Origin of the sequence: Anatilimnocola floriformis, from assembly GCF_024256385.1 — a bacterium.
GTDB lineage: Bacteria > Planctomycetota > Planctomycetia > Pirellulales > Pirellulaceae > Anatilimnocola > Anatilimnocola floriformis.
This window is the reverse complement of record NZ_JAMLFW010000001.1, coordinates 1,606,925-1,633,628: the sequence shown is the minus strand read 5'-3', so window position 1 is coordinate 1,633,628 and position 26,704 is coordinate 1,606,925. Positions and strand designations below refer to the sequence as shown.

At 60.0% G+C, this 26,704-nt stretch carries 18 protein-coding genes; 6 read left to right on the top strand and 12 right to left on the bottom strand.

All coding sequences use genetic code 11. From position 1 onward, the window contains the following. Entirely contained in the window at window positions 1-4,512 is a 4,512-nt protein-coding gene (locus M9Q49_RS06725) for an Lhr family helicase (protein ID WP_254507944.1), read from the bottom strand. A 246-nt stretch (window positions 4,513-4,758) separates the two neighbouring features. On the opposite strand from M9Q49_RS06725, the gene M9Q49_RS06720 reads away from it, so the two are divergent. After that, window positions 4,759-5,733: a DUF3616 domain-containing protein gene (locus M9Q49_RS06720; RefSeq protein WP_254507943.1), complete on the top strand. Its 975-nt coding sequence runs from the start codon at window positions 4,759-4,761 to the stop codon at window positions 5,731-5,733. Here M9Q49_RS06720 and M9Q49_RS06715 read toward each other — a convergent pair. The 6 genes from M9Q49_RS06715 to M9Q49_RS06690 all read right to left on the bottom strand — a co-directional run bounded on the left by M9Q49_RS06715 (window position 5,730) and on the right by M9Q49_RS06690 (window position 10,743). After that, window positions 5,730-7,073: an SHD1 domain-containing protein gene (locus M9Q49_RS06715; RefSeq protein ID WP_254507942.1), complete on the bottom strand. Its 1,344-nt coding sequence runs from the start codon at window positions 7,071-7,073 to the stop codon at window positions 5,730-5,732. The two genes, M9Q49_RS06720 and M9Q49_RS06715, sit on opposite strands and share 4 nt — an antisense overlap. Beyond that, window positions 7,070-7,411: a cupin domain-containing protein gene (locus M9Q49_RS06710; RefSeq protein ID WP_254507941.1), complete on the bottom strand. Its 342-nt coding sequence runs from the start codon at window positions 7,409-7,411 to the stop codon at window positions 7,070-7,072. The genes M9Q49_RS06715 and M9Q49_RS06710 overlap by 4 nt, the downstream gene beginning before the upstream one ends. Before the next feature lie 9 nt (window positions 7,412-7,420). Next, a complete protein-coding gene (locus M9Q49_RS06705; RefSeq protein WP_254507940.1) occupies window positions 7,421-7,801 on the bottom strand; it encodes a cupin domain-containing protein in 381 nt (126 codons plus the stop codon). Window positions 7,802-7,811: 10 nt separating this feature from the next. Then, window positions 7,812-8,186: a CoA-binding protein gene (locus M9Q49_RS06700; RefSeq protein WP_254507939.1), complete on the bottom strand. Its 375-nt coding sequence runs from the start codon at window positions 8,184-8,186 to the stop codon at window positions 7,812-7,814. Window positions 8,187-8,707: 521 nt separating this feature from the next. After that, on the bottom strand, window positions 8,708-9,724 hold the full coding sequence (locus tag M9Q49_RS06695; protein ID WP_254507938.1) for an ABC transporter ATP-binding protein: 1,017 nt from the start codon (window positions 9,722-9,724) through the stop codon (window positions 8,708-8,710). Beyond that, window positions 9,721-10,743 carry an ABC transporter ATP-binding protein gene (locus M9Q49_RS06690; RefSeq protein WP_254507937.1) on the bottom strand — a complete coding sequence of 341 codons (1,023 nt, stop codon included), beginning with the start codon at window positions 10,741-10,743 and terminating at the stop codon, window positions 9,721-9,723. The genes M9Q49_RS06695 and M9Q49_RS06690 overlap by 4 nt, the downstream gene beginning before the upstream one ends. A gap of 154 nt (window positions 10,744-10,897) precedes the next feature. On the opposite strand from M9Q49_RS06690, the gene M9Q49_RS06685 reads away from it, so the two are divergent. Continuing rightward, window positions 10,898-13,153 (top strand): PSD1 and planctomycete cytochrome C domain-containing protein, encoded by a 2,256-nt coding sequence (locus M9Q49_RS06685; protein ID WP_254507936.1) that lies wholly within the window; start codon window positions 10,898-10,900, stop codon window positions 13,151-13,153. A gap of 34 nt (window positions 13,154-13,187) precedes the next feature. Beyond that, window positions 13,188-14,609 (top strand): DUF1501 domain-containing protein, encoded by a 1,422-nt coding sequence (locus tag M9Q49_RS06680; RefSeq protein WP_254507935.1) that lies wholly within the window; start codon window positions 13,188-13,190, stop codon window positions 14,607-14,609. 116 nt (window positions 14,610-14,725) lie between these two features. Here the strand turns inward: M9Q49_RS06680 and M9Q49_RS06675 are convergent, their stop codons facing one another. Next, window positions 14,726-15,682: an AAA family ATPase gene (locus M9Q49_RS06675; RefSeq protein ID WP_254507934.1), complete on the bottom strand. Its 957-nt coding sequence runs from the start codon at window positions 15,680-15,682 to the stop codon at window positions 14,726-14,728. A 228-nt stretch (window positions 15,683-15,910) separates the two neighbouring features. Between M9Q49_RS06675 and M9Q49_RS06670 the strand changes: the two genes are divergently transcribed. Both M9Q49_RS06670 and M9Q49_RS06665 read left to right on the top strand, forming a co-directional pair. Next, window positions 15,911-17,743: a hypothetical protein gene (locus tag M9Q49_RS06670; protein WP_254507933.1), complete on the top strand. Its 1,833-nt coding sequence runs from the start codon at window positions 15,911-15,913 to the stop codon at window positions 17,741-17,743. Window positions 17,744-17,748: 5 nt separating this feature from the next. Beyond that, window positions 17,749-18,639: a glycosyltransferase family 2 protein gene (locus M9Q49_RS06665; RefSeq protein ID WP_254507932.1), complete on the top strand. Its 891-nt coding sequence runs from the start codon at window positions 17,749-17,751 to the stop codon at window positions 18,637-18,639. Between the two features lie 18 nt (window positions 18,640-18,657). Here the strand turns inward: M9Q49_RS06665 and M9Q49_RS06660 are convergent, their stop codons facing one another. Genes M9Q49_RS06660 through M9Q49_RS06650 form a run of 3 tightly spaced genes read right to left on the bottom strand, consistent with a single transcriptional unit; the run spans window position 18,658 to window position 23,503 of the window. Further along, on the bottom strand, window positions 18,658-20,085 hold the full coding sequence (locus M9Q49_RS06660) for a WD40 domain-containing protein (RefSeq protein ID WP_254507931.1): 1,428 nt from the start codon (window positions 20,083-20,085) through the stop codon (window positions 18,658-18,660). 44 nt (window positions 20,086-20,129) lie between these two features. Next, on the bottom strand, window positions 20,130-21,527 hold the full coding sequence (locus M9Q49_RS06655) for a DUF1501 domain-containing protein (RefSeq protein WP_254507930.1): 1,398 nt from the start codon (window positions 21,525-21,527) through the stop codon (window positions 20,130-20,132). Window positions 21,528-21,553: 26 nt separating this feature from the next. Next, window positions 21,554-23,503 (bottom strand): hypothetical protein, encoded by a 1,950-nt coding sequence (locus tag M9Q49_RS06650; RefSeq protein WP_254507929.1) that lies wholly within the window; start codon window positions 23,501-23,503, stop codon window positions 21,554-21,556. 346 nt (window positions 23,504-23,849) lie between these two features. Here M9Q49_RS06650 and M9Q49_RS06645 point away from each other — a divergent pair, with 346 nt between their 5' ends. Further along, window positions 23,850-24,392 (top strand): hypothetical protein, encoded by a 543-nt coding sequence (locus M9Q49_RS06645; protein WP_254507928.1) that lies wholly within the window; start codon window positions 23,850-23,852, stop codon window positions 24,390-24,392. Between the two features lie 83 nt (window positions 24,393-24,475). Here M9Q49_RS06645 and M9Q49_RS06640 read toward each other — a convergent pair whose 3' ends face one another. Continuing rightward, window positions 24,476-26,560, bottom strand: coding sequence for a peptidylprolyl isomerase (locus M9Q49_RS06640; protein WP_254507927.1), 2,085 nt, complete (start codon window positions 26,558-26,560; stop codon window positions 24,476-24,478). Window positions 26,561-26,704: the final 144 nt, after the last annotated feature.

The window sequence follows — 26,704 nt, the reverse complement described above, 5'->3', positions numbered from 1 at the left end:
TTACGCTCCTCGCCGCCGATGCAGCAGTCCCCGACTCGTCGCCACGAAGCCGGCCGCTTGCAGCGGCTTGGCCATGGCTGTTGCCTCCGGTGCGAGGCGATCGATCATGCTAAGGAACGCCGGTGTGCGGTCGGTGGCGAGCTTGCCAATCGCATCGACGAGCGCGGCCTGCGCTTTCGAACGCTGCGGTTCGTCGGCAGGGAGGAACGTGAGCAGTTGTTCGCTCGATCGGTTCAAATATCCGATCAAATGGCCGTTGTGCAAAATGACGCGAGCGCCAGCGGCTCGCGCGGGACGCGCTTCGTCGGTTCGCTCTGGCCAGGGAAGTGCTGCGCCGTAGGGATTCGCCGGATCAGTCGCGGCCAGCACAATTGCCGGCGGCGGATTGGCAGGATCTTCGTCGGCTTGTTCACGCACGCGATCGTCAGCCCCCGGCGCAGCAAATTGAGCGGCACCCAGGCCGGCCACGAAATAACCGCGGCGAATTCGGCCTGATTCTTCCATCGCTTTGAAGACTGGATAAATCGCTGAAAAACCGCCGGCGAGCCCCTCGGAACCCACCATCTCGCGCGTGACGATTCCATATCGCTCGATGAGCTGTGTCGCTCGCGCCGTTTGCTGTTCAGTTGCAGTCACGGGGCTACGTAGCGATTCGCTCAGTAGCGACCAGCGGCCTTCCGTACCGGGTTGAAGCGTGGTTCGCCGCGAACGAAATCCCCTCCCGCCACGGTGTGACTTTTTCGCGGCCTGCTTTTGCCGGCGCAATGAACGGAGAGGCATGAGCGTATCGTTGGTCACTTCACCGGCCCACACCATCCGCCACAGCGCGTCGGCCAGATCCGTTTTGAAACCGCCGATGTCGCGGGCCAGTTCATCGAAAAAGATCGCATTGCGGCGCGTGAGCGCGGCGCGAATCTGATCTTCGATTTTTCCCTCGACGGGAGTCACCGGTTCGGCGAGTCGCGCGAAATGATCGGTCAGATAAAACGCCACGCGACCATCTTCCGAGCCGATGCCTCCCGCTCCCTGCCAGAGCACTTCGCCCGAGGCGCACAATTCATCGAGGTCGCTCGCACGAAAATCAATGCTACGGGCGGGCAGGATCTGACGTTCCCAGTCTGACGCCGGCAGCGCGACGCCTTGCAATTGCTCGATGACATCGAGCAAGCCATCGAGCCCACGCCGCGGCTGCGCGATTCCCTGCCAATTGATAAGGAACCGCGCAAGGGCCGCCTGTTCCACCGGTTCGACCTGCTCTCGCAGCCGAGCGAGCGAACGGCGCTTCAATTGGCGAAGCACCTCCGCATCGCACCATTCGCGATCGCGCCGGCCGGGGAGGAATTCGCCTTCCAGCACGCGGCCATCGCTAGCCAACTCCTTGAGGGTCGTTTCGACCTGCGAAGTGCTCGCGCCCAAACGCTGAGCGACTTCCTCCAGTCGAAAGGGTGTATGTCGCCGCGCGTATCGGCCGACGAGATCGATTAGCGGAGCCTGCACCGGCTGCAGAAAAGCATCGGGCAAACCGCGCGGCGGCGCCACGCCGAGCGCATCGCGATAACGGCCTGCATCTTCGGCGGCGATGAAGCGACTTTCGCCACCAATGCGACACTCCACAACGCGACGGTTCGTTGTCAGCGAATCCAGCCAAGTGGCGAGAAGTGATTCTGCATCGTCTCGCGGGATGCCCAATCTCGAAAAAACCTCCGCGCGACTCAAATCACCCAGCTGCAGCAGCAAATCATGCACGCCATCCGCATCGCCGATCGGATAACGTCGTTCGAGCATTTGCAGCTCGAGCCCGAGTTCACCGATGACATCGGCATCGAGCAATTCCCGCAGCTCCGCCGTTCCCAGCAACTCCCGCAGCTGTGCCTGATCGAGGGCCAGCGTCGCCGCGCGCCGCTCCGCCAGCGGCGCATCGCCGTCGTAGAGGAAGTTGCTCACGTAGTTGAACATCAGCGACGAAGCAAACGGCGAAGCCGTCTTCGAAACCACTTGCTTCACGCGAATCGTCCGCTTCTCAACCTCTTGCAGAATCGACCGCAGTCCGGCGATATCGAACACATCGCGCAGGCATTCACGGTATGTCTCGAGCAGAATCGGAAACTGCGAATAACGCGCGGCGACCGACAACAGATCGGCAGCTTTGCGGCGCTGCAGCCACAGCGGCGTTCGTTTTCCTGGCAAGCGTCGCGGCAGCAACAGCGCGCGGGCTGCATTCTCGCGAAAGCGGGCCGCGAATAGCGCGGTCGAGCCGACCTGCTCAACGACTTCGTCTTCGATCTCGCTGGATAGCGGCAACAGCTTCTCGAGCGGCGGCGGCTCATCGGCTTCGGGCAAACGCAGCACGATGCCATCGTCGGACCACATCAGATCGACCTCGCCGGTGGTCTCGCTGCGGAGCCGAGCGGCAACCGCCATCGCCCAGGGAGCATGCACGCGACTGCCGAACGGCGACAAGATGCAGACTCGCCAGTCGCCCACTTCGTCGACGAGGCATTCGACGATGATCGTTTTATCGCTCGGCGGTTCGTCGGTGGCAGCCGCCTGATCGTGCAGATAGTTCAGCAGGTTCGTCGCCGCCCGTTCATCGAGCGCGTGTTCTGTCGTCAGCCGTTTCTGCGCCACTTCGCGATCCATGCGAACGAGTCGCCGCGCGAGTGAACCGATCGCGCGTCCAAACTCCAGCGGCCTGCCGGGACCATCGCCGCGCCAGAACGGCATCTTCCCCGACTCGCCGGGAGCTGGCACCACGAGCACTTGATCCTTAGTGATCTCCAGCACCCGCCACGAAGAAGCGCCGAGCAGAAATATGTCGCCGGGCCGCGTTTCAAAAACCATTTCTTCGTCGAGCTCGCCCACGCGACTCGTCTTCCCTTCTCCGCCGGCTAGGAACACTCCATAAGTGCCGCGGTCGGGAATGGTACCGGCGTTCAAGATCGCCAGCCGTTGCGATCCTTTCCGCGGCGAAACCGTGCCCGCCAGGCGATCCCAATTCACGCGCGGCCGCAGCTCGGCAAATTCATGCGATGGATAACGGCCCGCGAGCAAATCGAGCACCCCTTCGAAACTGGCACGCGGCAGTTGAGCATACGGAGCCGCGCGGCGGACCGTGTTGTAAATGGCTTCGACGTTCACCGGCTCGAGCGCGACCATCGCCACAATCTGCTGAGCGAGCACGTCGAGCGGATTGCGCGGGTAGCGAGTCTCCTCGACCTCGCCGCGAACCATCCGTTCGGCCGCGGCACTGCAGGCCAGCAAATCGCCGCGATACTTCGGAAAAATCACGCCGCTCGATGGAGCACCGACCTGATGTCCCGCCCGGCCGATGCGTTGAATGCCGGAGGCGATCGACGGCGGGGCTTCGATCTGAATGACCAGATCGACCGCGCCCATGTCGATGCCGAGTTCCAGCGACGACGTGGCCACGATCGCCGGCAAGTTGCCGAGCTTGAGGCGATCTTCAATGGCTAGGCGAGTATCTTTGGCAATCGAGCCGTGATGGGCGAGCGCGATTTCTTCGCCGGCAAGCTCATTGACGGCTCCCGCCAGGCGCTCGGCCAATCGCCGGCTGTTGACGAAGATCATCGTGCTGCGGTGCTGACGAATCAACTCGACTAGCCGCGGATGAATCGATGGCCAGATGGAAGTTCGCACCGGCCCACCCGATGCCGGGCCGGAGAAGCGTTCTTCCTCGACGCCCAGCTTTGTCATGTCTTCGACGGGAACTTCGATGCGCAGTTGCAATTGCTTACTGCGGCCTGCTTCGACGATGCTGACGCGCCGCGGAGTCACTTCGCCGTTCGCTTCATCGATTTCGGCGCCTGCCAGGAACCGTGCAACTTCATCGAGGGGCCGCTGCGTGGCCGACAGGCCGATCCTCTGCGCGGGCGAACGCGAGGGATCAGTCTTCCGCCGGAGATCTTCCAAGCGTTCGAGCGACGTCGCCAGATGCGCGCCGCGTTTGCCCGGAACCAACGAGTGAATTTCGTCGATGATGATCGTGTCGATGCTAGTGAGGATGTCGCGCGAGCGCGACGTCAGTAGCAGATAGAGCGACTCCGGCGTCGTGATCAGAATATCCGGAGGCCGCTTCACCATCTCCGTGCGGTCAGCCGTCGATGTGTCACCGCTGCGGACGGCCACCGTCGGCACGTGATGCTCGGTGCCGCTGCGTTCGGCAACGGCCCGCACGCCCGCGATCGGCGCGCGCAGATTCCGTTCGACATCCGCCCCCAGTGCTTTCAACGGCGAAATATAGAGAACCTTCACGCCGCGAGCCGCCTCCTTCGGCCGCTCGGCAAACATGATTCGATTAATGGCCACTAGAAAAGCAGCCAGCGTTTTGCCTGAGCCAGTGGGAGCAAGCAGCAGCGTGTGTTCACCTTGTTCGATTTGCCGCCAGGCTTGCTGCTGGGCGCCGGTGGGTTCAGGAAAACTCTCCTGAAACCACTCGCGCACGGGAGGATGAAACGTGGCCAGCGATTCGTGGGTGGTTGAACGTCGAGGCATGCGAGTAATAGCCGGTAGGTGAAGGCGATGGTCGATGCGCGCACTATGCCATGTGGAATAAGTGCAAAGCGTGCGCCAGCGAAGACGCTGCGGATTTGGCAGGCACGCAGCATTCGAGGCACTTATCTCAACCGCTGAAAGCACCAGTAATTAACACCGCACAAATGATTGAACCAGCAATTGCGGTTCGATATGTTGATCTCGCGATCCTACCTACCTGCCTCAAGTCTAGGAGCTCAACCTGTCATGGCAAAAATCACGTTCAGCGGCGTCGTCAAGCTAAAGGGTATTCTGGGCGGCAAGGATGCAAGTGCCGTGGGCTTTTGGAACGGCAAGGCGCTAATCGTTTCCGACGAAGTGACCGACCGCGGCAACGTGCTGCAGATCTTCGAAGCCGATGGCACCGACTATCGCGCTGTTCCCAGCGGCACCGTGGTGCTCGATAAGCCGCGGGGCGGCGATGAGGAGATGGATCTGGAAGGGATCGCCGTGGCGGGCAACGACATCTACGTTATCGGTTCGCATTCAGCGAAGCGGAAGAGGGTTGATCCGACGAAGCCCTACGCCAGGAACCGCGCGGCATTGTTTTCTCAGCCGTCCGCCGAGCCGACGCGCGACGTGCTGCTGCGATTCACATTGAGTGGCGATGGTGAGGCTGGGACAATCGCGCGGTTTAGCTTGCGCGGCATTCTGCACAAGCTCGAGCCGTTCAAGCAATTCAGCAAGATGGCGAGCAAGGAGAACGGTGTTGATGTCGAAGGGCTCGCGTTCTTCCGGGAGCACGTCTACGTCGGCTTTCGCGGCCCAATCTTGCGTGGGAACTTCACGCCGGTGATGCGTTGCAAAGTGGGAAAGAAAATCACCAAACCAGAAGTGCTGTTTGTCGATTTGGGTGGGCGCGGAGTGCGCGATCTGGCGCATGTTAGCAACGGCGTGGTGATTCTCGCCGGGCCGATGGGGGATGGCCCGGGGAGTTATCGCCTCTACTGGTGGGACGGTGAAGATCACGTGCCGGGCGTCGGTTCACCGGCGAAAAAAACTGGCCTGCGGTTGATCGGCGATTTGCCGCCGCCGGTTTCCAGCACGGGCGTCGTGCAAACCGCTGCCAAGGCCGAAGGGCTCGCGGTGCTAAAAGATGAAGGAAAACGTTGGGAGATTCTCGTCGTCTATGATGGACTCAAGCAGGGACAGGCCTCGCGCTTCACCGTCGATTTGGCTTAGCGCAAACCGCGGACGTAGGTTTGATCTTCCGCGCTCAGTTTAGCGAGCGGGATCGTAATCACCTTTTCGTTGTCCTTACGCTTCAGGCGAACGTTGTCGCCGATCTTGCCGAGGAATTGAGCTTCGACCGTCGACGCGCCGTCGGCGGTCTTCCAGTTGCGAAACTCACGTTCCACTTTGGCAGGAGTGACAGGCGGTTGCTTGGTGGTCATCGGCTTGCCGCTGGCGACTTCGCGCGGCGGTGGTTCCACGGCTGGCATCTTCGGCATGAAGCTGGAGACGTCGTAAATGCCGCCGCGGTTAATCGTCAAATCGCGGGCCACCATTTTCACTGTGACTGCCAAACGCTGGCCGTCGGGCGAAATGGCAATGGCGGGGACGGTGAAGTCGGGTACATGCGTGGGAAAGTTAGCCAGCAGATCGCCGACCGGCAGCGAAGCAACCAGCTTCAGTTCGCCGTCCTTTGCAGGCACCTGATAGAACTCGAGCTGCCCGGTCAGCGGCTTCTTCACCACGGCTGCAATCTGACCGCCGGCGAGCAGCCAGCCGCGATCGAGATTCTTGTCGAGCGAGTACGTACCGATTTCATCGCCAGTGGTGTTCCACCGTTTGATGTAACCGTCGAGCCCGAGCGAAAGCAATCCCGTTGGAGTGAACTCGAGGGCATCGACGATATCGCGATGCGCAGAAACTCCCACTGCACCGGTTTCTTCCAGATTGTTCGCCGTCCACAAATAGACGCGACCATTCGGCCGAGCGCTGGCCGCTAGTTTGCCATCGGCGGAGTAGGCCACTGCGCAGGCCCGAATTTGCGCCGCCAGATTCGGCGCCTCGGTGGGCGAAAACCCGCCGACGGACTCTGCGAGGTTCGATGCGAGGAACCCAATCCCGCCATGCTCGGTGCCGAAGAACAAGCGATCGTATTTCCGATTCCAGCCGCCGCAGGGAGAGAAATTCACTGCCACGCCATGCTGGGCGAGGTCTTTGCCGGTCTTGAGATCAACAAGGCGGTTGACGAGTTTCTCGATGCAATAGATCGTCCCCGGCGTCTTTCCTGGCATCAAGAAAACCGTCGGGCCGCGAACCGACTTGAGTTCGGTCGCCGACTTTTCGCCGCTGGTCGCGTCGTAGACCAAGCAATCGTTTTCCTGTGGCGAAACCACCAGCTGTTTGCCGTCACTAGTGAACGCCAGCGAGCGGATCAATTCGGTCTGCGTCGCAAAAGTGACGCGCGGCTCGATCTTTTTGTCGCCCTGAGCCCGCGCGTCTGCGCACACGCTCATCCAAGTCACGCAGCAAGCAACCGTGGAGAGCACGCGCAGCCAATTGCGGATCATCATCGGTAGTCTTCCCGAATCGGATTAAACACATCGATCGCAAGCGTCGGTTCGCTTCCCGCCACGCAGCCGTGCACTACGCCGCCGGGAATCCGCCACATTTCGCCGGGCTTCACCACGCGAGTTTCGTCACCGATGGTGAAGGTCAGTTCGCCGCTGACGAGGTAGCCCATTTGTTCGTGCGGGTGTTGATGCGGTTTGACTTCGGAGCGCGGCTCGAGCTCGACAATCGAGATCATGGTCTTTTCGCCGGCGACCGTGTTGATCATCACGCCGGGAAAAATCTGGTGCCGCGAACAATCGGGCTTGGTGACGAAATACTTGCTGGCGGGAGAGGTCATGACATCTTTCTAAGTGGGCATCGTTTCCAAAAGCACCGTATCCGTATGTTCGTAGCCCGGTGCACAGCAGCACAAGAAGAGGAGCGTCGCCGTACCGGTATTTTTGATTTGATGCGGCTCGCCCGGCGGAATGGCAATCGCATCGCCGGGGCCAACATCGCGAATGTCCTTGCCGACCCACATCCGGCCGCAGCCCTGCAAGATGTAATAGATCTCTTCGGTTTGCGGATGATAATGCGGCTGTGTGGTTTGCCCCGGCGATACGCGGGCCTCGGCCAGGCTCTGCTTTTGAATGCACGAGTTGCGGTGCGCGAGCAACTCGCGGATCTCCGAGCCATCCTTGGTGACGAACGGCTCGGCTTCGCCGACGTTGACGATGTGCATGCTCATGATTCCAACGCTACGGCAATTCGCGCGGCGACAAACCGACATCCACGATACTGCAAGCCTGCACGACGTTCAGCCCCAGTCGTTCGGCCTCGGCGACCAATTCATCGCTCTCGCTGCCCGGATTCAGCCAGAGTTCGCCGCAACCGCGAGCCGCGATATCGGGCAACACTTTCATGCCGATCGCCGGCGGCAAATAAACGCTCACGCGATCGATCGTACCCGCCGGCACATCGGCGATCGAAGCAAAGGCTTTGATCCCCTCGATCTCGTCGGCCTTGGGATTGATCGGATAAACCGTGAAGCCTTTGGCCTGATGGGCGCGGACCGACTTGTTGCCGTATTTCGAGCGATCGGTGCTGGCGCCGAGAATGGCGACGGTGGGCATTGGTAAGTTCCTTTCTGCTGATGGGCTTGGATTGTATGCCGCTGCCAGGCAGCCAGCAAACCATCACCTGGGACACAGCGATCCCCCAATAAGGGCGGCCGCAATATTGCAGATGATGCGAAAGATTGAATTTTCAATAACTCATTTCGGGTAATCAGGTTAGGTTCGGCTTTCGGTGAGATATTGCCTCCGGAATATCACACGATATTGCAACCTATTCGGGTGGGTGCCGGTGGGAATGAACAGGGCGAAAAATCTCCACTCATCGCGCCGTCGACGCGCCAGCCGACCGTCCGGCAACCCAATAGACACCGGCCGCAGACAACTTGGGTCAGGCGTGAGTGCGTCATGCGTCAGAGCGCCAGATACAGTTCCTCCCTGGGCAAGCAAAACGTAGTCCGAAGCCATGCTTCGGACGAGTCGCCAATCGTCACACCCGAGCTTCTGCAGCCCTCGTTCGAAGCATGGCTACGAACTACGGGATCCTGCCGAAATGCCTGCTCTTTGGGCAAATCGCCCCGCTACTCTGCCGGTGCCTTAATACACGCCACCAAGTGCTGCCGTCCTTCCAGCAACGGCACGACTTCGCGGCAACGGCCTTCGGCAATCGGGCAACGATCGGCAAAAGGACAACCGGGGTAAACGCGATCTGCCGAGGGGACTTCGCCCTGCAAGATGATGCGTTTGCGTTCGCGCTGCAGCACCGGATCGGGAATCGGCGCTGCCGATAGCAGGGCCTGTGTATACGGATGTCGCGGCCGGGCATGAAGCGCGTCGGCCGTCGCCAGTTCCACGATGCGGCCGAGGTACATCACGCCGATGCGATGTGAGATATGTCGCACGACGGAGAGGTCGTGCGAGATGAAGAGATAAGCGAGACCCAGTTGCCGTTGCAAATCCATCAGCAGGTTGATCACCTGCGCTTGAATCGACACATCGAGCGCTGAAACCGGTTCGTCGCACACGATCAGCTTGGGTTGCACGGCCAGCGCGCGGGCGATGCCGATGCGTTGGCGCTGACCGCCCGAGAACTCGTGCGGATAGCGATTGAGAAAACGCGGATTCAGGCCCACCAGATCCATCAGCCGCATGGCTTCGAGCTTGCGATGGTTGCCGTGCAGGCCGAAGATCTCCATCGGTTCTTGAATGATGCGGCCGACGGTCATCCGCGGGTTGAGTGAGGCGAACGGATCCTGAAAGATCATCTGGATCTGCTTGCGATGCGGCTGCATCTGGCCAGCCGACAGCGAATCGATCCGCGTGCCGCCGAGCCAGATTTCGCCGCTCGTCGGTTTTTGCAGATGAATCGCAGCGCGGGCGGTTGTCGTTTTGCCGCAGCCCGATTCACCGACCAGGCCCAGCGTTTCTCCCTCGTGAATCGTGAACGACACGCCATCGACGGCGCGCAGCAAACCGGGCTTACCAAACCAGCCACCTTTGCGCGTGGGAAAGTGGACCTTCAGGTTCTTCACTTCCAGCAACGGCTTGCCGACTTTGGCTTTCGACGTAACAGGTTCAGCGATGGTCGCGGTGCTCATGCGTGGGCTCCCGCGGCGCGGGCCGCTTTGGTCGGCGAGGTGATATTCGTGAGATCGGCAAAGCAAGCCTTTAATCCGCCGTGAATCGCTTTTTCGAGCGGCGGCATTTCTTGTTTGCAGCGTTCCATCACAAACTCGCAGCGAGGATGAAACGGACAACCCGTTGGCGGCCGCAACATATCGGGCGGTTGGCCCTCAATGGCAGAAAGCTTGTCGGTGTGCGACTCATCCCACCGCGGAATCGATTTCAGCAAGCCCAGCGTGTAAGGATGCTGCGGCTTGTCGAACAACTCAAACACGCCCGCCTGCTCCACGATCTTGCCGGCGTACATCACCAGCACGCGGTGACAAACGCTGGCGATCACACCCAGCGCGTGAGTGATCAAGATCACCGCCGTGCCGTTTTTCTTTTGCAGTTCGGCGATGAGCTCCAGCATTTGCGCCTGGATCGTCACATCGAGCGCGGTCGTCGGTTCATCGGCGATCAAAACTTCTGGCTGACAGGCCAGCGCCATCGCAATCATCACTCGCTGCCGCATGCCGCCCGAAAACTGGTGCGGAAAATCATCGATTCGCTCGGCTGCCGCGGGAATGCCGACCTTTTCGAGCATTTCGATGGCGTGTTTGCGAGCCTGCGCGGGAGTGTGCTTGAGATGGAGCTCAGTGACCTCCATCAATTGCTCGGCGACCGACAGGTAAGGATTCAGCGCGGTCATCGGATCTTGAAAGATCATCGCAATCCGCTTGCCGCGAATCGCCGAGAGCTCGGCCAGGCTCAGCTTGAGCAAATCTTGATTGCCAAACATCGCCCGGCCGCGCTCGATCACGCCGGGCGGCTTGGGAATGAGGCCGAGCATGGCGAGATTCGTCACGCTCTTGCCCGAGCCCGATTCGCCGACAATGCCGAGGGTTTCGCCCGGATGGAGATCGAACGACACGCCGTTCACCGCGCGGACGGCGCCGTCGTCGGTGCGAAACGAAACGTGCAAATCATCGACCGTCAGAATAGGTTTCGACATGCTCGAACTATAGGTGTCGCGAGCGGCAGCGGCAACGCCGGACCGGCCCCGGGCGGCGAAGAAACGATGTGCAATTTTGCAGCCCGCGCGGTTAGAATGTAGTGGTCCGGACGGCAGCCTTCCCCTTGCAACTCTCCCCAGGCAATCCCCTCCCATGCTTCTCGCCTCTATTCGTTGGCGAAATCTCGCGGCTTGGTCGCTGGCCGTGCTGGGTTTGGGCATTGCTTCCGCTGCGAACTGCTGGGCCGAGACGCCGAAGTTTGAGCAGATCCTGCCGATCCTGCAAAAGCACTGTAGCGATTGTCATGGCAGCGAAGAGCCCGAAGCCGAACTGAATCTGACGACGGCCGATGGACTGCTGCGCGGTGCGCGCTCGGGTTACGTCGTCACGCCGGGCAAAGCCGACGCCAGCTTGCTCACGCAGTTGCTCGCCAAAGGTTCGAAGCCGCACATGCCGCCGGAAGGGCAACTCTCGGCCGACGAAATCGCTGCAATCAGCAGTTGGATCGGTGGGCTGCCAAAAGACTCGCTCCCGGATCGGCCTCAGTTGGCAAAAGGGAAAGACCACTGGGCTTTTAAAGCGCCGACGAAGCCGAAGTTGCCAGAGGTTGATGAAAAAATGCAAGCCTGGTCGGCGAATCCAGTCGATCTTTTCATCGCAGCCAAGTTGAAGACGGCTGGGCTGGAGCCATCGCCGGAAGTCTCCCGCGAGTTGCTCCTGCGCCGGGCCTGCATCGATCTCATCGGTCTGCCGCCGTCGCCAGCGGACGTGGAAGAGTTCCTCGCCGATCGCGCGCCGGATGCTTACGAACAACAACTCGATCGGCTGCTCGCCTCGCCCGCCTATGGCGAACGCTGGGGCCGACATTGGCTCGACCTGGCACGCTATGCCGATAGCGGCGGCTTCCATGAAGACATCGACCGGCCGTTTGCCTGGAAGTATCGCGACTATGTGATTCGGAGCTTGAACGAAGACAAGCCGTACACGCAGTTTGTGCGCGAGCAACTCGCCGGCGACGAGTTGCCGGGCAGCAACGCAGACTCGCTCGCGGCGACCGCTTTCTGCCGCAACGGTCCGACGAATGACGACAACATGGGCAACAACGCGATGGATCGCGAGAAGTATCGGCTCGACTTGCTCGACGATGTGATCTCGACGACGTCGTCGGTTTATCTCGGTTTGACGGTCGGCTGTGCGCGCTGCCACGATCACAAGTTCGATCCACTGCCGCAATCGGACTATTACCAACTGCTGGCCGTCTTCAACAATGTGACCCGCAAGGACGTGCCGCTCGATGACCAAGGCGCGCCGCAGTTTGGACAGAAGTCGGCCGAGAAAGGAAAGCCGGCCGTCATGGCGATCGTCGATGCGAGCAACAAGCCGCGCGAAACCTTCGTCCTCTTTCGTGGCGACCTGAACAACAAAGGCCCGCAAGTGCAGGCCGGCGTGCCGCGGATCTTTTCGCCCACCGCGCACTTCGCGCCCGCGAAGTCAGAACGAAGCACTGGCCAACGACTGGCCCTCGCCGATTGGATTGTCGCGCCGGAGAATCCCATTGCCTGGCGCGTGATTGCCAATCGCCTCTGGCATCATCACTTCGGCCGCGGCATCGTGGCGACGCCCAGCAACTTCGGCGTGACGGGCAGCTTGCCGACGCATCCGGAGTTGCTCGATTATCTGGCGATCGAAATGGCCGCGACCGGCGGCCAGTGGAAGACAATGCACCGGCAACTGATGACCTCGGCCACTTATCGGCAAGCCTCGCAAGGCAACGGCCGCGGCAACGAAAGCGATCCGCAGAATTTGCTCCTCTGGCGGATGAACAAACGCCGGCTCGAAGCCGAAGCGATTCGCGACAACGTGCTCGCCATCGCCGGCACGCTCAACGCGCGCGAGGGTGGCCCGGGCGTGAAGCCGCGCATTCCCGCCGAGTTGCTCGCCGCCAGCCAACGCAACAAATGGCCCGTCGTAAAGAACGAAGGCCCCGAGCATTGGCGCCGGAGCGTTTACATCTACGTCAAACGTCAGATGCCGTTTCCACTACTCGAGCTATTCGATGTGCCGAGCACCGCGAACACCTGCGACCGCCGGCAGGACAGCACCATTCCCACACAGGCGCTCGTGCTGATGAACGATGAGTTCACGCAAGAACAAGCCCGCTGGTTCGCTCGGCGAGTGTTGAGTTCCGTCAAAGAAGGTTCCGCCGATGATCAGGCGCGCGTCGCTTTGCGTTTCGCGCTGAGTCGCGATCCCTCGGCCACGCGCATCGCCGAAGCGGCGGACTTTTTGCAGGCCCAGAAGTCAGATTATCAAAACTCCGGCCGACAAGCCGCCGAAGCTACCGAAGCGGCCGTCGCCGATTTGTGCCATGTGCTGCTCAATTGCAACGAACTGTTGTACGTCGACTAGCCAAGTCGCAGAAAGCCAAGTGGGGAAGATCATCATGCCAGGATTCAGCCGTCGTGAAATGCTCGCCAGCTTGGGCGCAGGCTTCGGCACGCTCGCGCTCCGCGGCATGCTCGAACAGGATGCTCTGCGCGCCGGCGAAGCGCCGCTCGTGCAGAATCCTCTCGCGGCTCGTCCGGCGCACTTTGCGGCGAAGGCCAAGGCCGTCATCTTTTTGTTCATGTACGGCGGACCGAGCCACATCGATCTGTTTGATCCCAAGCCGCAACTGCAGAAGTGGAGCGGCCAGCCGATTCCGGTCTTTGATCAGAACGACGTTTTCCGCAAGGGAAGCAAAAACGCTGCGCTGCCGAGCCCATATAAGTTTGCGAAGCACGGCGAATCGGGCATGGAGATCGCTTCGCCGTTTCCGCACCTCGCCAAGCTCAGCGATGAGCTGTGCGTGATTCGATCGATGCATGCCGAGAGCAACAATCACGCGCCCGCGCTGTTTCAAATGCAAACAGGCGACCGCCTGTCGGGCCGGCCGAGCATGGGTTCGTGGGTAAACTACGGCCTGGGGAGCGAGAACGAAAATCTGCCGGGCTTTGTGGTGATGATGGATCGCGACGGTGCGCCCGTGAACGGGGCGCTCAACTGGGGCAACGGTTTCATGCCGGCCGCTTATCAAGGCGTGCCGTTTCGGCCGACCGGCGATCCGATTGCCTATCTCAGTCCACCAGCGGGAACGTCACGCGAGCAACAGCGGGCTCGCCTCGACTTGCTCGCTAAGTGGAACGGTCAGCATCTGGCCGAGAACCCAAACGAAACCGCGCTCGCAGCTAGGATCGCTTCATACGAACTCGCCTACCGCATGCAATCCGAAGCAGCGGCGGCCGTCGACATCGCTGAAGAACCGGAATACATCCGCAAGATGTACGGCCTCGATAATAAGGTCACCGAGCACTTCGGCCGCAACTGCTTGCTTGCCCGGCGACTCGTCGAACGCGGCGTGCGATTCGTGCAACTCTACAGCGGCGGAAACGAAGGGCCGAAGGCCTGGGACGCTCACGATGATTTGAAAAAGAATCACGACCTGCATTGTGGCGAAACCGACCTGCCGATTGCCGGACTGATTCAAGATCTGAAGCGCCGCGGCTTGCTCGACTCGACCCTGATCGTATGGGGCGGCGAGTTCGGCCGCACACCGTTCGCCGAAGATGGCAAGGGGCGCGACCATCACGCCAAAGCATTTACCATGTGGCTGGCCGGCGGCGGTGTGAAAGGGGGGACCACCTGGGGCGAGACCGATGAGTTCGGCTACAACGTCGCCGCCAATCCGGTTTCCGTTCCCGATCTGCACGCCACTTGCCTGCACCTACTCGGCCTTGATCACACGCGGCTGACTTATCGCGTGATGGGGCGAGATTATCGGCTGACCGATGTGAGCGGCACCGTGCAAAAGCAGCTGATTGCTTAACGGCCGTAGGGTGGGTCGAGCGGTACTCCGCGAGGCCCACCGAAATTCACGCAATTCGGCGCATCTGGTGGGCCTCGCGGAGTACCGCTCGACCCACCCTACGAATTTGCTTGCGCTTAAATATCTTCGTCTTCATCCTCGTCTTCGCGATCCGGATGCAGCGGATCATCGGGCGAGAAAAAGAAGTCGCCCAAGCCGAGCGGCACGTTGGCATCGCCCAGCGAACGACGCTTGCGCTGCGCGAGAGCATGCAGGTCGAGCGCTTCATCGCCGAGGCATTTTTCCAGGGCTTCGCGCCAGGCGGCGTCTTTCGACAGCGGATGCTTGGGATCCTGCGCGAGTCGCTTCATCGCGTAGCGCAACATATTGATGCCGTCGCGCGGGGAGTAGTCGAGCTTCAACTCGTGCGCGCTTTGCAAGAAGTCGACCGTGAGCGACAGCATCTCCGCCGCGGCAAACGGCAAGTGATATTGCAGAATGGCGAGCTCGTCCTGCCGCTGCGGAAAACCGAGCTGCAGCGTCGGTTGCAGGCGACTCAGGATGTAGTCGGGGATTTCGAACGTCGATTCATCCTGATTCATCGTCACACAGCAGCGGAAGTTCGGATGAGCCTGAATCGTGATGCCGGCGACGATTGATTCGACGTAACGCCGCTGATCGAAGAGCGGGGCCAGGCTGGCCCACGACTTTTCGTTCATCCGGTTTCCTTCGTCGAGAATGCAAATGCCGCCGCGCAGCACTGCGCTGACCAGCGGCGAGGCGTGGTACGCAATCTTGCCGCTCTCGGCGAGCACCGGCGTGACGAGCAAATCTTCCGGCCGCGTATCGGCCGTGCATTGATAGATGTAAAGCTCTTGCTTGCGCAGCTGCGCGCCGGCCATGCCGAGGGCAGTCTTGCCGATGCCCGGCGGCCCGACCAGCCGCGGCGTGAGAGGCAGGTCGCGTTCGTCGACGACCAACCAGCAGGCCATCAGCTGCTGCAGGATCTCGCGCTGGCCGATCCACTCGCCGGTGGCGTCGTGCGGATGGCTAAGGTGGAGATGGATGTTGTCGATCGTTACTTCGCGCTGCATGTGTACTTCCTGTGTTAACAGTCGCCTTTTGCTCCCGCGAAAGCCGACAGTCAAACTTTAGCCGCGCCGCATAACCGCTCCAAGCGGTAGGACCGCACGAGATGTTCCGCCGGGCACGTTGTGCAGCCCAGTTCGCACAATTCCGCGCCGGCAGAGCGTTCTATAGTTGCCGGGCGGCATTGCGTACTCGCGGTGCTGCCGTTCCCTTTCGACGCAAGGATTTTTCGCATGCTGCCAGCCATTCGCACTCGCTTCCACCTGCCGACGTGGATTGATCGGGGCATTTTGCTGGCCGTGCTGCTCGCTTGCGGTTGCTCGTTGTCGCTGAATGTCGCCGATCCGGATTTGTGGGGTCACATTCAATACGGCCGCGATTGCTGGCAACAAGGCTTGCCGGCGACGACCACTTATTCGTACATCGCCGAGGGTTATCGCTGGATCAACCACGAGCTCGTCGCCGAGTTCGTATTGTTCGCGGTAAACGACAACTTTGGCGGCCGCGGCCTGCTCGTGATGAAAGCGCTGCTCGGCTTTCTCGTGATCGGCCTGATTGCGTACTCGGCCAAGAAACAAGGCGCGAGCCTGATCACCATCGGCGGCACTGCGCTGCTCGTCGCCGTGACGCTCGGCAATCACTGGAGCTTGCGGCCGCAGCTCGCTTCGTACACCTGCTTCACTTTGGAACTCGCGATCCTCGGCTTTGCCTTTCGCGGCTGGGAAGGGGATAACCGGCTGAACGGCAGCTGGCTGCGCAGCACTTGCAGCCGCCTGGGACTATCGAGGCTGCTCGAGCGCGTGACTTATTGCGAACAAACCGGCTGCGAAAATGAATTGAACTACGGGCGTGGCCGCTTGAAGGCTCTGTGGCTGATGGTGCCGCTGATGGTGCTGTGGACGAACGCCCACGGCGGATTCCTTGCCGGTCTGTGCGTGCTGATTGCTTATCTGTGCCTTCGCGGCGTGGAGTTCGTCGCTCACCGCGGCAGCGACAGCTGGGGCATGTTGCGACGCTTCACGCTAATGATCGTCGTGGCCGCCGCGGCCACGTTGATTAACCCCTACGGCAGCGAGTTTCTAGTTTGGTTGTTTGACGATCTGAAAGTGCCGCGGCCCGAAATCGTCGAATGGCGCGCCCCGGACTTCTTCAGCCTCGAGACCTTGCCGTTTGTCATTTTGCTCTGCGGTTGGGTCAGCACGTTGCTCTTCAGCAAGAAGCGTCACGACTTCACGCAGACCGTAATTCTCGCGCTCCTCTGCTGGCAGTCGATGACTCACCTGCGGCACATCGCGTTCTTCGCCATCGCTTGCGGCTTTTGGTTGCCGCGGCATTGGCAGTCGATTTTGGAACGCGTCGGCGCGACGTCGTGCGACTCCTCGCTGGCCAGCGGTTTGTCGCCACGAATGGCTCCGGTGTTTGCCGGCTTGATCCTGCTGGCTTGCTTGCTCACCGGCGGCAAACTCGCTTCGCGGTTGAGCCAACTCAAAGTCGAACACAAAAATTTCCCGGTCGATGCCATGGAATACATCGCCCGCGAGAAGCTGAACGGCAAAATGCTGGTCACGTTCAATTGGGCACAATACGCACTTGCGGCGTTCGGTCCGAAGACTCCGCTTGAGCAAGGTTTGCTGGTGCATGTCGATGGCCGTTGCCGCACGAGTTACTCGCAAGCGATGCTCGACGAGCATTTTGATTTCATTTTGGGCGAGCAGTCGCCCGACAATCGCTACCGCGATCCGCGCAATGCGTTTGATCCCGAAAAAGCCCTGCGAAATCACCGGCCCGATCTCATCCTGCTGTCGCGAGCTCAACAGCCAGGCTGCGATGTGATGCGCCGCAATGAAGAAGAATGGTGCGTGCTCTTCATGGATGGCCAATCGGTCCTCTATGGTCGCCGCAGCCGTTACGACGATCCGTCGAATCCCGATTTCGTTCGCAATCGACCGCTGACCACCGAAACGCCCGAGGGCTATGTCTCTTGGCCAGCGCTCCCCGCCTACAACGTCAATCAACCAACCCAAGTTCAAACGGCCGCCTGCACACCCGCAGCAACCAACGAGTGATTTCCATGTCCGACCTCTTTGCTTCGACGATTTACACAACCGTAACTCCCTTGACGATTGGCGGTCATCCCGTGCCGAATAACGTCCCTAGTGGCGTGGACGAATCGCGCCCCGGCGGCGACAATCGGTCGTCTTGCACCCCACTGAGCGACATGCTGCCCAAGCCGACCAATTACGACATTCCGCCGCTCGACTACACGCTGCCAGCCGGTTTCAAGCTGTCGGTGGTGATTCCGGCCTACAACGAAGAGCGGACCATCTGCGAGATTCTCGCGCGCGTTGCCGCCCTCCCCGTGCCGAAGGAAATCATCGTCGTCGACGATTGCAGCCGCGATCAAACGCGTTCGATCCTGCAAGAGCTCGACGCCGCCGGCGACCTGCACGCGATCTTCAAGCAACAGAACGAAGGGAAAGGCGCTGCCCTCCGCACCGGCTTCAAGCACGCGACGGGCGACATTGTGATCGTGCAAGACGCCGATCTCGAATACGACCCGCGCGACATCCTGCCGCTCCTCAAGCCGATCCTCGCTGGCGAAGCCGACGTGGTGTACGGCTCGCGATTCTTGCATGAGAAACCGCACGACAAATCGCTGATCCACCGCTTCGGCAACTGGGCCCTGACGTTCGCCTCGAATGTCACCACCGGCCTCAAGTTGACCGACATGGAAACTTGCTACAAAGCCTTCAAGCGCGAAGTGCTGACGAAATTCGAAATCCAGCAGAACCGCTTCGGCTTCGAACCGGAAGTCACTGCCAAGCTCGGTCGCCGCAAGGTCCGCTTCACTGAAGTGCCAATCAGCTACAACGCCCGCAGCTACGCCGAAGGCAAAAAGATCGGCGTGAAGGATCTCTTCAATGCACTGTGGTGCATCGTGCGTTACGGGATGTTTGATTAATCGCGGCCGCTGCCTTTGCTATTTTTTCGTAGCCAGTGTTTTCAACTCTTTCCAGTCGAGAACACTGACATATCCCATCGCGCCACAGAACAAGCGGTCGCCGCTGTTGTCGAACGACCACGACTGAACGTGGCCTATTGTTGCCAAATCGGTGATCAACTTGCCGGTGCTCGCGTCCCAAACTTTGGCGACTGAATTTTCTCCGCTCGTCAGCAGCCATTGATTGTCGGGACTGAAGATGACGGCTGAGACCGAGTCCTCGTGCGCGGCTTGCCATTTTTTCAGGAGCTTGCCGGAAAAGCTCTCCCAAATGGTCACGCTGCCATCCGAGCTACCAGCGGCCAGCCACTTCGTGTCGGGGCGAACCGCGAGCGAGCCCACGGTTCCGGTGTAGCCCTTAAATTCCTTAAACGGTTTACCGGTCGCAATCTCCCAACTGATAACGCTGCCGTCGACACTCGCGGTGACGACGCGTTTTCCCCCGGGCATGAAGATCAGGCTCGTGACCGTGTCGCGATGCCCCGCGATCTTCTTGACCAGTTTGCCCTCGGCATCATGAATCAACACTTGCTTGTCGTCGTCGGTACTGGCGAGCAACGTTTGATCACGATTCCAAGCCAGATCGCCCACCGTGTGGGCATGGTCGGTGAGCGTGCGAATCACGTTACCGGTGCTGGGATCGAGGATCTGAATTTTGTCATCGTTGGCCACGGCCAACTGTTTGCCGTCGCCCGTGAGAGCGATCTCGCCAACGGAATCGTCGGGCAGCTTGAACTCGCGGATGAGCTTGCCGGTGGTTAGATCCCAATGGTTGAGCGATGATTCGCCGCGACCCGTGCCGGAAGCGATGACGGATTTTCCGTCTGGCAGCACGGCCATCCCATGCATTTCGGCGCCTGAAGCCCCAAAGTGTTGCAGCCGATAGCGAATGTTGAAAATCGCCCATTCCGCTGCCATGGTGAAGCCGTTCTTGTCCGGCCGCGCCGCGATTCGCTCCAGCGCGGGTAATGCAGGCCGAGCCACGGTTCCCATTTCGCTCAGGTAATGCATGGCTGGGTCGGCCAGATTAAGGTCTGAGTCTTCCGCGGCCCTAATCAAATGCGGCAACGTTTCGGCCACAGGCAGTTTCAATTCCATGAGATCGTACAGCACCTTGCGCCGCATTTTCTCCTCCTTGTCCGACAGCTTGGCGATGAGCGCGACTTGTGGCTTGGCGGTTTGCCATTCCTTCACAAAGGTTTGATCCTTGGCGCTGAGCTTCGCCAGCGGCACCTCGATCGTGCTGCCGTCTGGTTTTTGCAGTTTGACGCGATCCTCGACGACGCCGAGCAAATCGGCCTCAACCTTGAACGCACCGGTGGCGTCTTGCCATTCGCGAGCCTGCGAAACATTCGGCAACAAGAAGAGGCCGCCGAGCAGCAGCCAGTGAGCGATTGAGGAATTCACAAAGCTTCTCCCGGGTTGCAGGTATCCGGCGGCGGAGAGGTTGTTTAGGAAATGAGTTGCTGAATCGGCCGCCCTGGGCAAATCACCAGCGGCCGGCCGAGCGTGTCGGGCAATTCTAAATCGGCTGGCACACCGAGTTGATGGTAGATGGTCGCGACGAGGTCGACGGGGTTCACCGGATTGTCGACCGGATAGGCCGCGTGACGATCCGACGCGCCATAGACCTGCCCGCCGTGGATGCCGCCGCCGGCAAGCACGCTGGTGAAGCAATTGGGCCAATGATCGCGGCCGTCGGCGCCAGCGCCGGCATCGCTGTTCCGCTGACCAATCTTTGGGGTGCGGCCGAACTCTCCGGTCCACACAACGAGTGTTTCGTCGAAGAGGCCGCGCTCTTTCAGATCATCTAGCAGCGCGCTGAAAGCCCGATCGGCTGGCGGCATCAAGCGCTCTTTGTGATCAATGAAATTGCGGCTGTGCGTATCCCAATAGACGCTCACATTCTTAATTCCATCGTTGGGCCAGAATACCGTCACCAGTGGCACGCCGCGCTCGATGAGCCGGCGCGCTTGCAGCACTGATTGGCCGTGCGGATTGCGGCCGTACTGATCGCGAATCTTGTCGGGCTCCTGCGTGAGGTCGAAAGCATTCTGCCCGGCGCCACTCGCCAGCAAATCGAACGCCCGACTGTAGTGACGTGCCCGAGCGCCGAGCGAACCGCGGTTCTCGAGTTGAGTGAGCCGATCTTCGAGATTACCGAGGAGCGACTTACGACCTTGCAGACGTTCGGCCGACCAGCCTTCCTGCAGTTGAAAATCGCCGACGCGGTAATCGGGCAGATCAGGCCGAGCGTCGATGGTCAGCGGATCCCAGGTCGATCCCAACCAGCCGGCGAATTGGCCGTGACTCTCTTCGACGAACCGCGGCACGTCGCCAGGCATCTTCGGCCGCATCTGCACAAACGGCGGCAGCGGATCTTTGCCGCGTCCGAGCTTGGCGAGCACCGCCCCCATGTGCGGCCAATCGGCGCGAAAGTCAGCACCTTGCCGATAAGGAAAACCTGTCAGCAAATGATGCGTCGCCGTCGTGTGGTTCACATCGCCGTGCGTCATCGAGCGGATGATCGCGAGCTTATCGCATCGCTGCGCCAGCAGCGGAAAGTGCTCGCTGACCTGAATCCCAGGCACGTTGGTGCTGATCGGCTTGAACTCGCCCCGAATCTCAGCCGGTGCATTCGGCTTGAGATCCCAAGTCTCCTGCTGCGCCGGCCCACCCCACATAAACAGCAAGATCACTGCCTTGGCCTTCGCCGGTGGCGCAGCTTGTTTGGCAAGATCTTTCGCTGCCATCAACTGCGGCAGCGACAACCCCAGCAATCCCGCCGCGCCCGCCGAGACAAAATCCCGACGGCGAAGAGGTGCGGTGATGTGAGGTGACATTTTCATGAAATTGCGATGAGCGAAAATGGATCTCAGCGGCCTCGCGCTGGACGTAGCCGGATGTCGGACTGAATTATTTCGCGACAACGAGCCGGATCGCCCCCTTCGGCGATCAACTGATCGGCCAGTCGTTTTCGCACTTCGGTACTCAACTCAAAACACTTCTGGGCCACTTCGACCGCAGCCACCACACGTTGGTCAACCGTTTCTGCTTGCAAGTAGGCAATCACAAACTTGGGGCCGAAGGACTCCGAGTCAGCATGTTGGGGCACGTCCCGCAGATGACGCTGCCAGGCTTGTTGCAAGAGCGGAACGGCAGCCCGGTCGCGCTCGGCGAGGATGAGATCGTAGTTGGCCGAGACCTCCCAGCGATAATTCTCATCCTCCGCGCGACAGTTCTGCTCGATTCGCCGATGTAAGTGCGTGAGCGCTAGTTTCGGATCGATTTTCGCCATCGCTCGAATGCCGACTCCTGCATTGTAGGGCGATTCGTCGCGGGCAACCTTCTCCAGGAATGGCAAATCAGCCTGCGACCCAAGTTGACCGGTCGCGCTTGCATAACCGGTCAGTTGCGACCACTCTGGCTTTTGATCCTTCTCCAACTCCGTGATCAAGAACTTCAGCAGCGCGTAAGCTCGCTTGCGATGGTGGCCGGACTGGCTCGCATATTCGAGCAGTTGCGCTGCCGCCACGCGACTAGGACGGTCGAAGTCGTTCTGTTCGCCGCGCGGCAGAGCTCGCGCCAGAGTCTCGAGATAGTCGAAGTACTCTTCGTCGTGCGTCAACTGCAACAGGGCATGAGCAGCTCTCATCTTGGCTTGCTCGTCGCGAGTCTGTCGATAAAATCGCTCGATCTGTGCCAATTGGCCGGAAGTCAGTTTTCGCTCTGCGGCGCATGCGAGTATCGATTTAACGTCGTAGTGATCCACATCCAGGGGCAACAAATCGAGCAGCGATTGCAGCAATTCGGGGCGACGAGGATCTTGGGCGAACTTAATCGCCCAATGTGCCAAATAGCTGTCCTGCTTCTTTTCCAGCACCGCTTGCCGAATACGCGGTCCTGGATCGTCGAGCGTGGCAATCTCCAGATGTGTCGCCAAGTTGGCACAGCCAAGTCGCTGCAGATCAGCGCCAGCCGTGGATAGCCGTCGGCTGATTGCCAACTCGCCGTAGATGATGGTTTCGATCGCCGGCAAATCCACTCGGTGAATGAAACCTTCGTCAGTTTTGAGCGCAGGCACCTTACTCAATCGAGCTAGGATATCTCGCTTCTCAACGTCCGCAGGGATCAATGTTCCTTCCTGCCACGCGAGCAGGTGCAACCGTTCAGCGAGGCGAGTATGCATGAAGCCACTCAAGCCATCGCCACTCTCAACGCTGTGGCTAGTTGCTTGCCACGCGGGTGTTTTCAGATGGCAGGGCGCATCGTCGTCGTTCGAATAGATCTCGATGGTGAGGTGGGGCATATGGCTGCCAATCCCCCGCCCGCGAAAATGCCCATCGTCCTTAATCGTGCGCTGCGTCGAGTGGAATGCATAGGCGAGTTGCCTGGCCAGTCGATCGATCTCGTCAGCCGGCCGCTCAAGTCGAAAGATGCCCTCGTGATCGCACAGCTCAATCTTGGCCCGACCATCCTTCACGTGCACTTCAATCCGCTGTGCTTCGTTCGCAAAACTTGCATAGCCGCCGTAGATGAGCAAATAGTAGTCCTGAGGAATCCCGCTGGTTCGGAACGGAATATCCACGACGTATCGCTCGCGGAAGTACTGATCCTGATATTTGTCGATCAGTGTGTAGAGTTCATCGCGCGCCGCTTCGTGGTCGGCAGAAAGCTTGCGTAGAATTGGCGGAGCGATCCGCCAAGGGTTCGGCTCCGCCGCCGTCACCAGCGAACCGAGGCATGCGAGATAAAACAACAACCAGTGCGCTAGCTGCGATCTGCTTACGTGAATCGCACTGCGTTTTGTGAAAGGCGACTTCATGAGTGACACGCGACAGCTCGCAGCAACGGATTCTTACCAACCGCGTTCAGCATAACAGCGGCAAATGAGAGGAGCCAATCGTCGCGAACAGTTCCTGCTCATTCATTACGATTACTCCCTCCGAATTTTGCCGGACGGGTGAACCGCCTCGCTCCATATAGGAAAAGGTCAGCTGGAACTGATCAGTAGCGGCAACATGTGCGGTCGGATTGCGGTTCAGGGAAACGCCTGCGATCGTATGGTCGATGGTTGTCAGCTTACGTTCGGGTTCGATCAGCCCTACTTGCCGCCGATCATTGCCGAGCTACGGACGATTGAAGCCAGGTATCCAAACCGGGGTTAGCCAATGACAAGGATGCTATCGATCACAATTGCCTTGGCATTGTTTATCTGCCGAGTAGCAATCTCGGTCGAGCCGACGTGCAGCATTGCGGAGTTCGTGAAATCGGCAGACACACTCCGCGTGTGGGAATCCATACCTGCCGCGGAGCTCCCGAAGCATCGAGATTCTTTCGACCGGCTCGGCAAGGAGTTCCAAAAGTTCTCGACGCAGGATGCCAAGAGCATTGTCATGAGCCTGCGCGACAGTGCTCTCGCCAAGCAGGGAGCAACCGAGCCGGATGCCTCATTTGGCAATATCTATGTATTGCTGCGTTACTACTTCGACGTGCCGGAATTTGAAGATTCGGCAGACGCCAAAGTATCTGGGGGCTGGGTCGGAATTCCCAGCGACGGCAAGAAGATTAATACCCTCTGGCCATTAGCCCGTGACGCCGATTCAGGCGTTTACTTGAAGCATCATTGTCTGGCCTACAAAGGCCCCGAATACAATCCGCTCGCTGAGTTCAAATATCTCAACGACAAATATGGCCGGCGTGCTAAGGACTAACGCTCGGGCAAGCTAAATATGTTGCCCAGAGCGACAGCCTTCGACCGGCGCGGAGTTCGCCGGTCGAATTTTCCGAAGAAGCATTACTTCTTCATCGTGCCCATCGAGCGCGGCACGTTGTTCGAAACCGGAGCCACGCCACCGGCGGTTCGCGGGGCAGAAGCACCACCGGCCGGAGCAACAGCACCGTTGGTGAACGGCGACTTGCCGTTCGCACGTTCCTTGCCACTTTGCGAGGTGCCGGCGATGTAGTTGTCGATCTGCGACGTCTGCAACAAGCGATCGAACTCGCGGCTCATGTTGGCTCGCAGCTTGCGCTCTTCGAGGTCCTTGTGCAACGCCTTGCGAGCGACGGCTTGATCGACGCTGACGGGCGTCGTGCGACCGAGGCAACGCATGATGATGAACTGGCCGTTGACCGCCACGATGCCGGAGATCTGTCCGGCCTTCAGCGAGAAGGCTTCCTTTTCCATTTCGGGCGACCCGCTGTGCCGCTGGATCGGCGGAACCTTGCCGCCGTTGCTCCGCGACGAGGGCTCGACCGAGTATTGCTCGGCCAACTCGGCGAAGAACGAATCCTTCGGATTGTTGCGAGCCATGTCCCACACGCGCTGAGCCTGCCGCTGATCGCCGCAGACGATCGCCAGCACTTCAACTCGTTCGCCGTAATTCGATTCGTAGGCCTTCTGCAGATCTTCTTCGGTGATGATCACCTGGTTGCCGACGATCTTCTTCAGCGCGACCGACGGCCACACGGCGTCGCGAATATAAAGTTCCTTCGGCGCCTTCTCTTGTTCAGTGATTTGTTCGAGCCAACGCTTAACGTCCGGCTTGCCGTCCTTGTCGGTCACGCCGTACATCTCGGCAGCGCGGGCCACTTCTTCGTCGAGATCTTGCTGGGTGATTTCCAGCTTCTTCTTGGCCAATTCCTGCGAGAGAACCTTGCGGCTGATTTCGCCTTCGAGCACTTCCTGGCCGTAACGGCTGAGGCATTCTTCGGTGAGAGCCTGCGTGGTGATCGGGCGGTTATTCACCGTGGCGACCGTTCCCGGCGGCAGCGACTTGCGCAGTTCTTCGGTCGTCGAGTAGTAGTTAACGATCTGCGAACTCTTGTTCATTTCTTCGAAGAAATTCGCCGCCACGCCGCGGAGTTTTCCTTCCTTCAGACGTTCCTGCAGCTTGGCCTGGTAGGCAGTCATCTGATCGGCCGGCAACATGCGACCTTCGATCTGTTCTTCGCACTTCAGGATGTAGTACTTGTCGGCGACCTGAATCACCGGCGAGACTTGATTGGGCTTCAAGCTGAAGGCGATCCGTTCGAGATTCGCATCGCCCATGTGCATCCGGATCGGCGGGATCACGCCATAAGCCGACGCCACACCCGGGTCGTCGCTGTATTGCTTCGACAAGTCGCGGAACGTTGCCGGATTGGCATTCGCTTCGGCCAGCAACCGTTCAGCCATTTGCTTCTGGCTGTGAACGATGAGCAGGGCCCGCACCTTGGGACCGAACTCCGACTCATACGCCTTTTGCATTTCTTCCTGTGTGACCTGCGTCTTGTCAGCCGACAAGCGACGCAGAGCGAGCATCGGCCACACCACTTCGCGCTTGTATTGCGATTCGCTGAAGCCCCGTTCGTCGCGGAGCAACTGCATCCACTTGTCCTTGGGCAAACCGAACTTCTGCGCGATTCGCTCGATCTCTTGTTCGATGTCTTGCGCGGTGATCGTGATCTTCTTCTGCGAGCAAGCCTCAGCGATCAACTGGCGGTTGATCATCCCTTCGAGCACTTCCTTGCCGAAGCGCCACAAGCATTCGCGGCCGAGATCGGCCTGGCTGATTTGATCGCCGTTGACGACGGCCATCACTTGCAGCTGCGTGGGGTTGGGCTTGATCGCGGCCGTTTGCGCCGGAGCGTTGGTCACGCGCGGCGTGACTTGATTGAGCGGCACGCCTTGAGCTTGCACGACCGGAGCATTGCCGCGCGGGGCCTGACCGGCAGCAGCCGGTTGCGGGCGGGCGGCGGGGGCCACTGCGCGAGTGGTTTGGGCAACCGCGGGCGAGAGATTCAGCAGGCCAGCAGCGAACAGGCCAGCCGATGTCGCCACGGCGAAAAATTGACGGCGTGCTTCGCGAACCAGCCGGCGTTGGGCTTCCGTACCTGTCATCGGGTCATTCTCCAAAAATGCTGCCTGCCGAAAAATCTGCTTGAATGGGGCTGAATCGCGACTTTGACTCAAGAAATCCTGCGAACCTGCCGCGATGCAAGCGGCGGGACTATAGAAACCGCTGGCAACTGGGTCAAGGGAAGT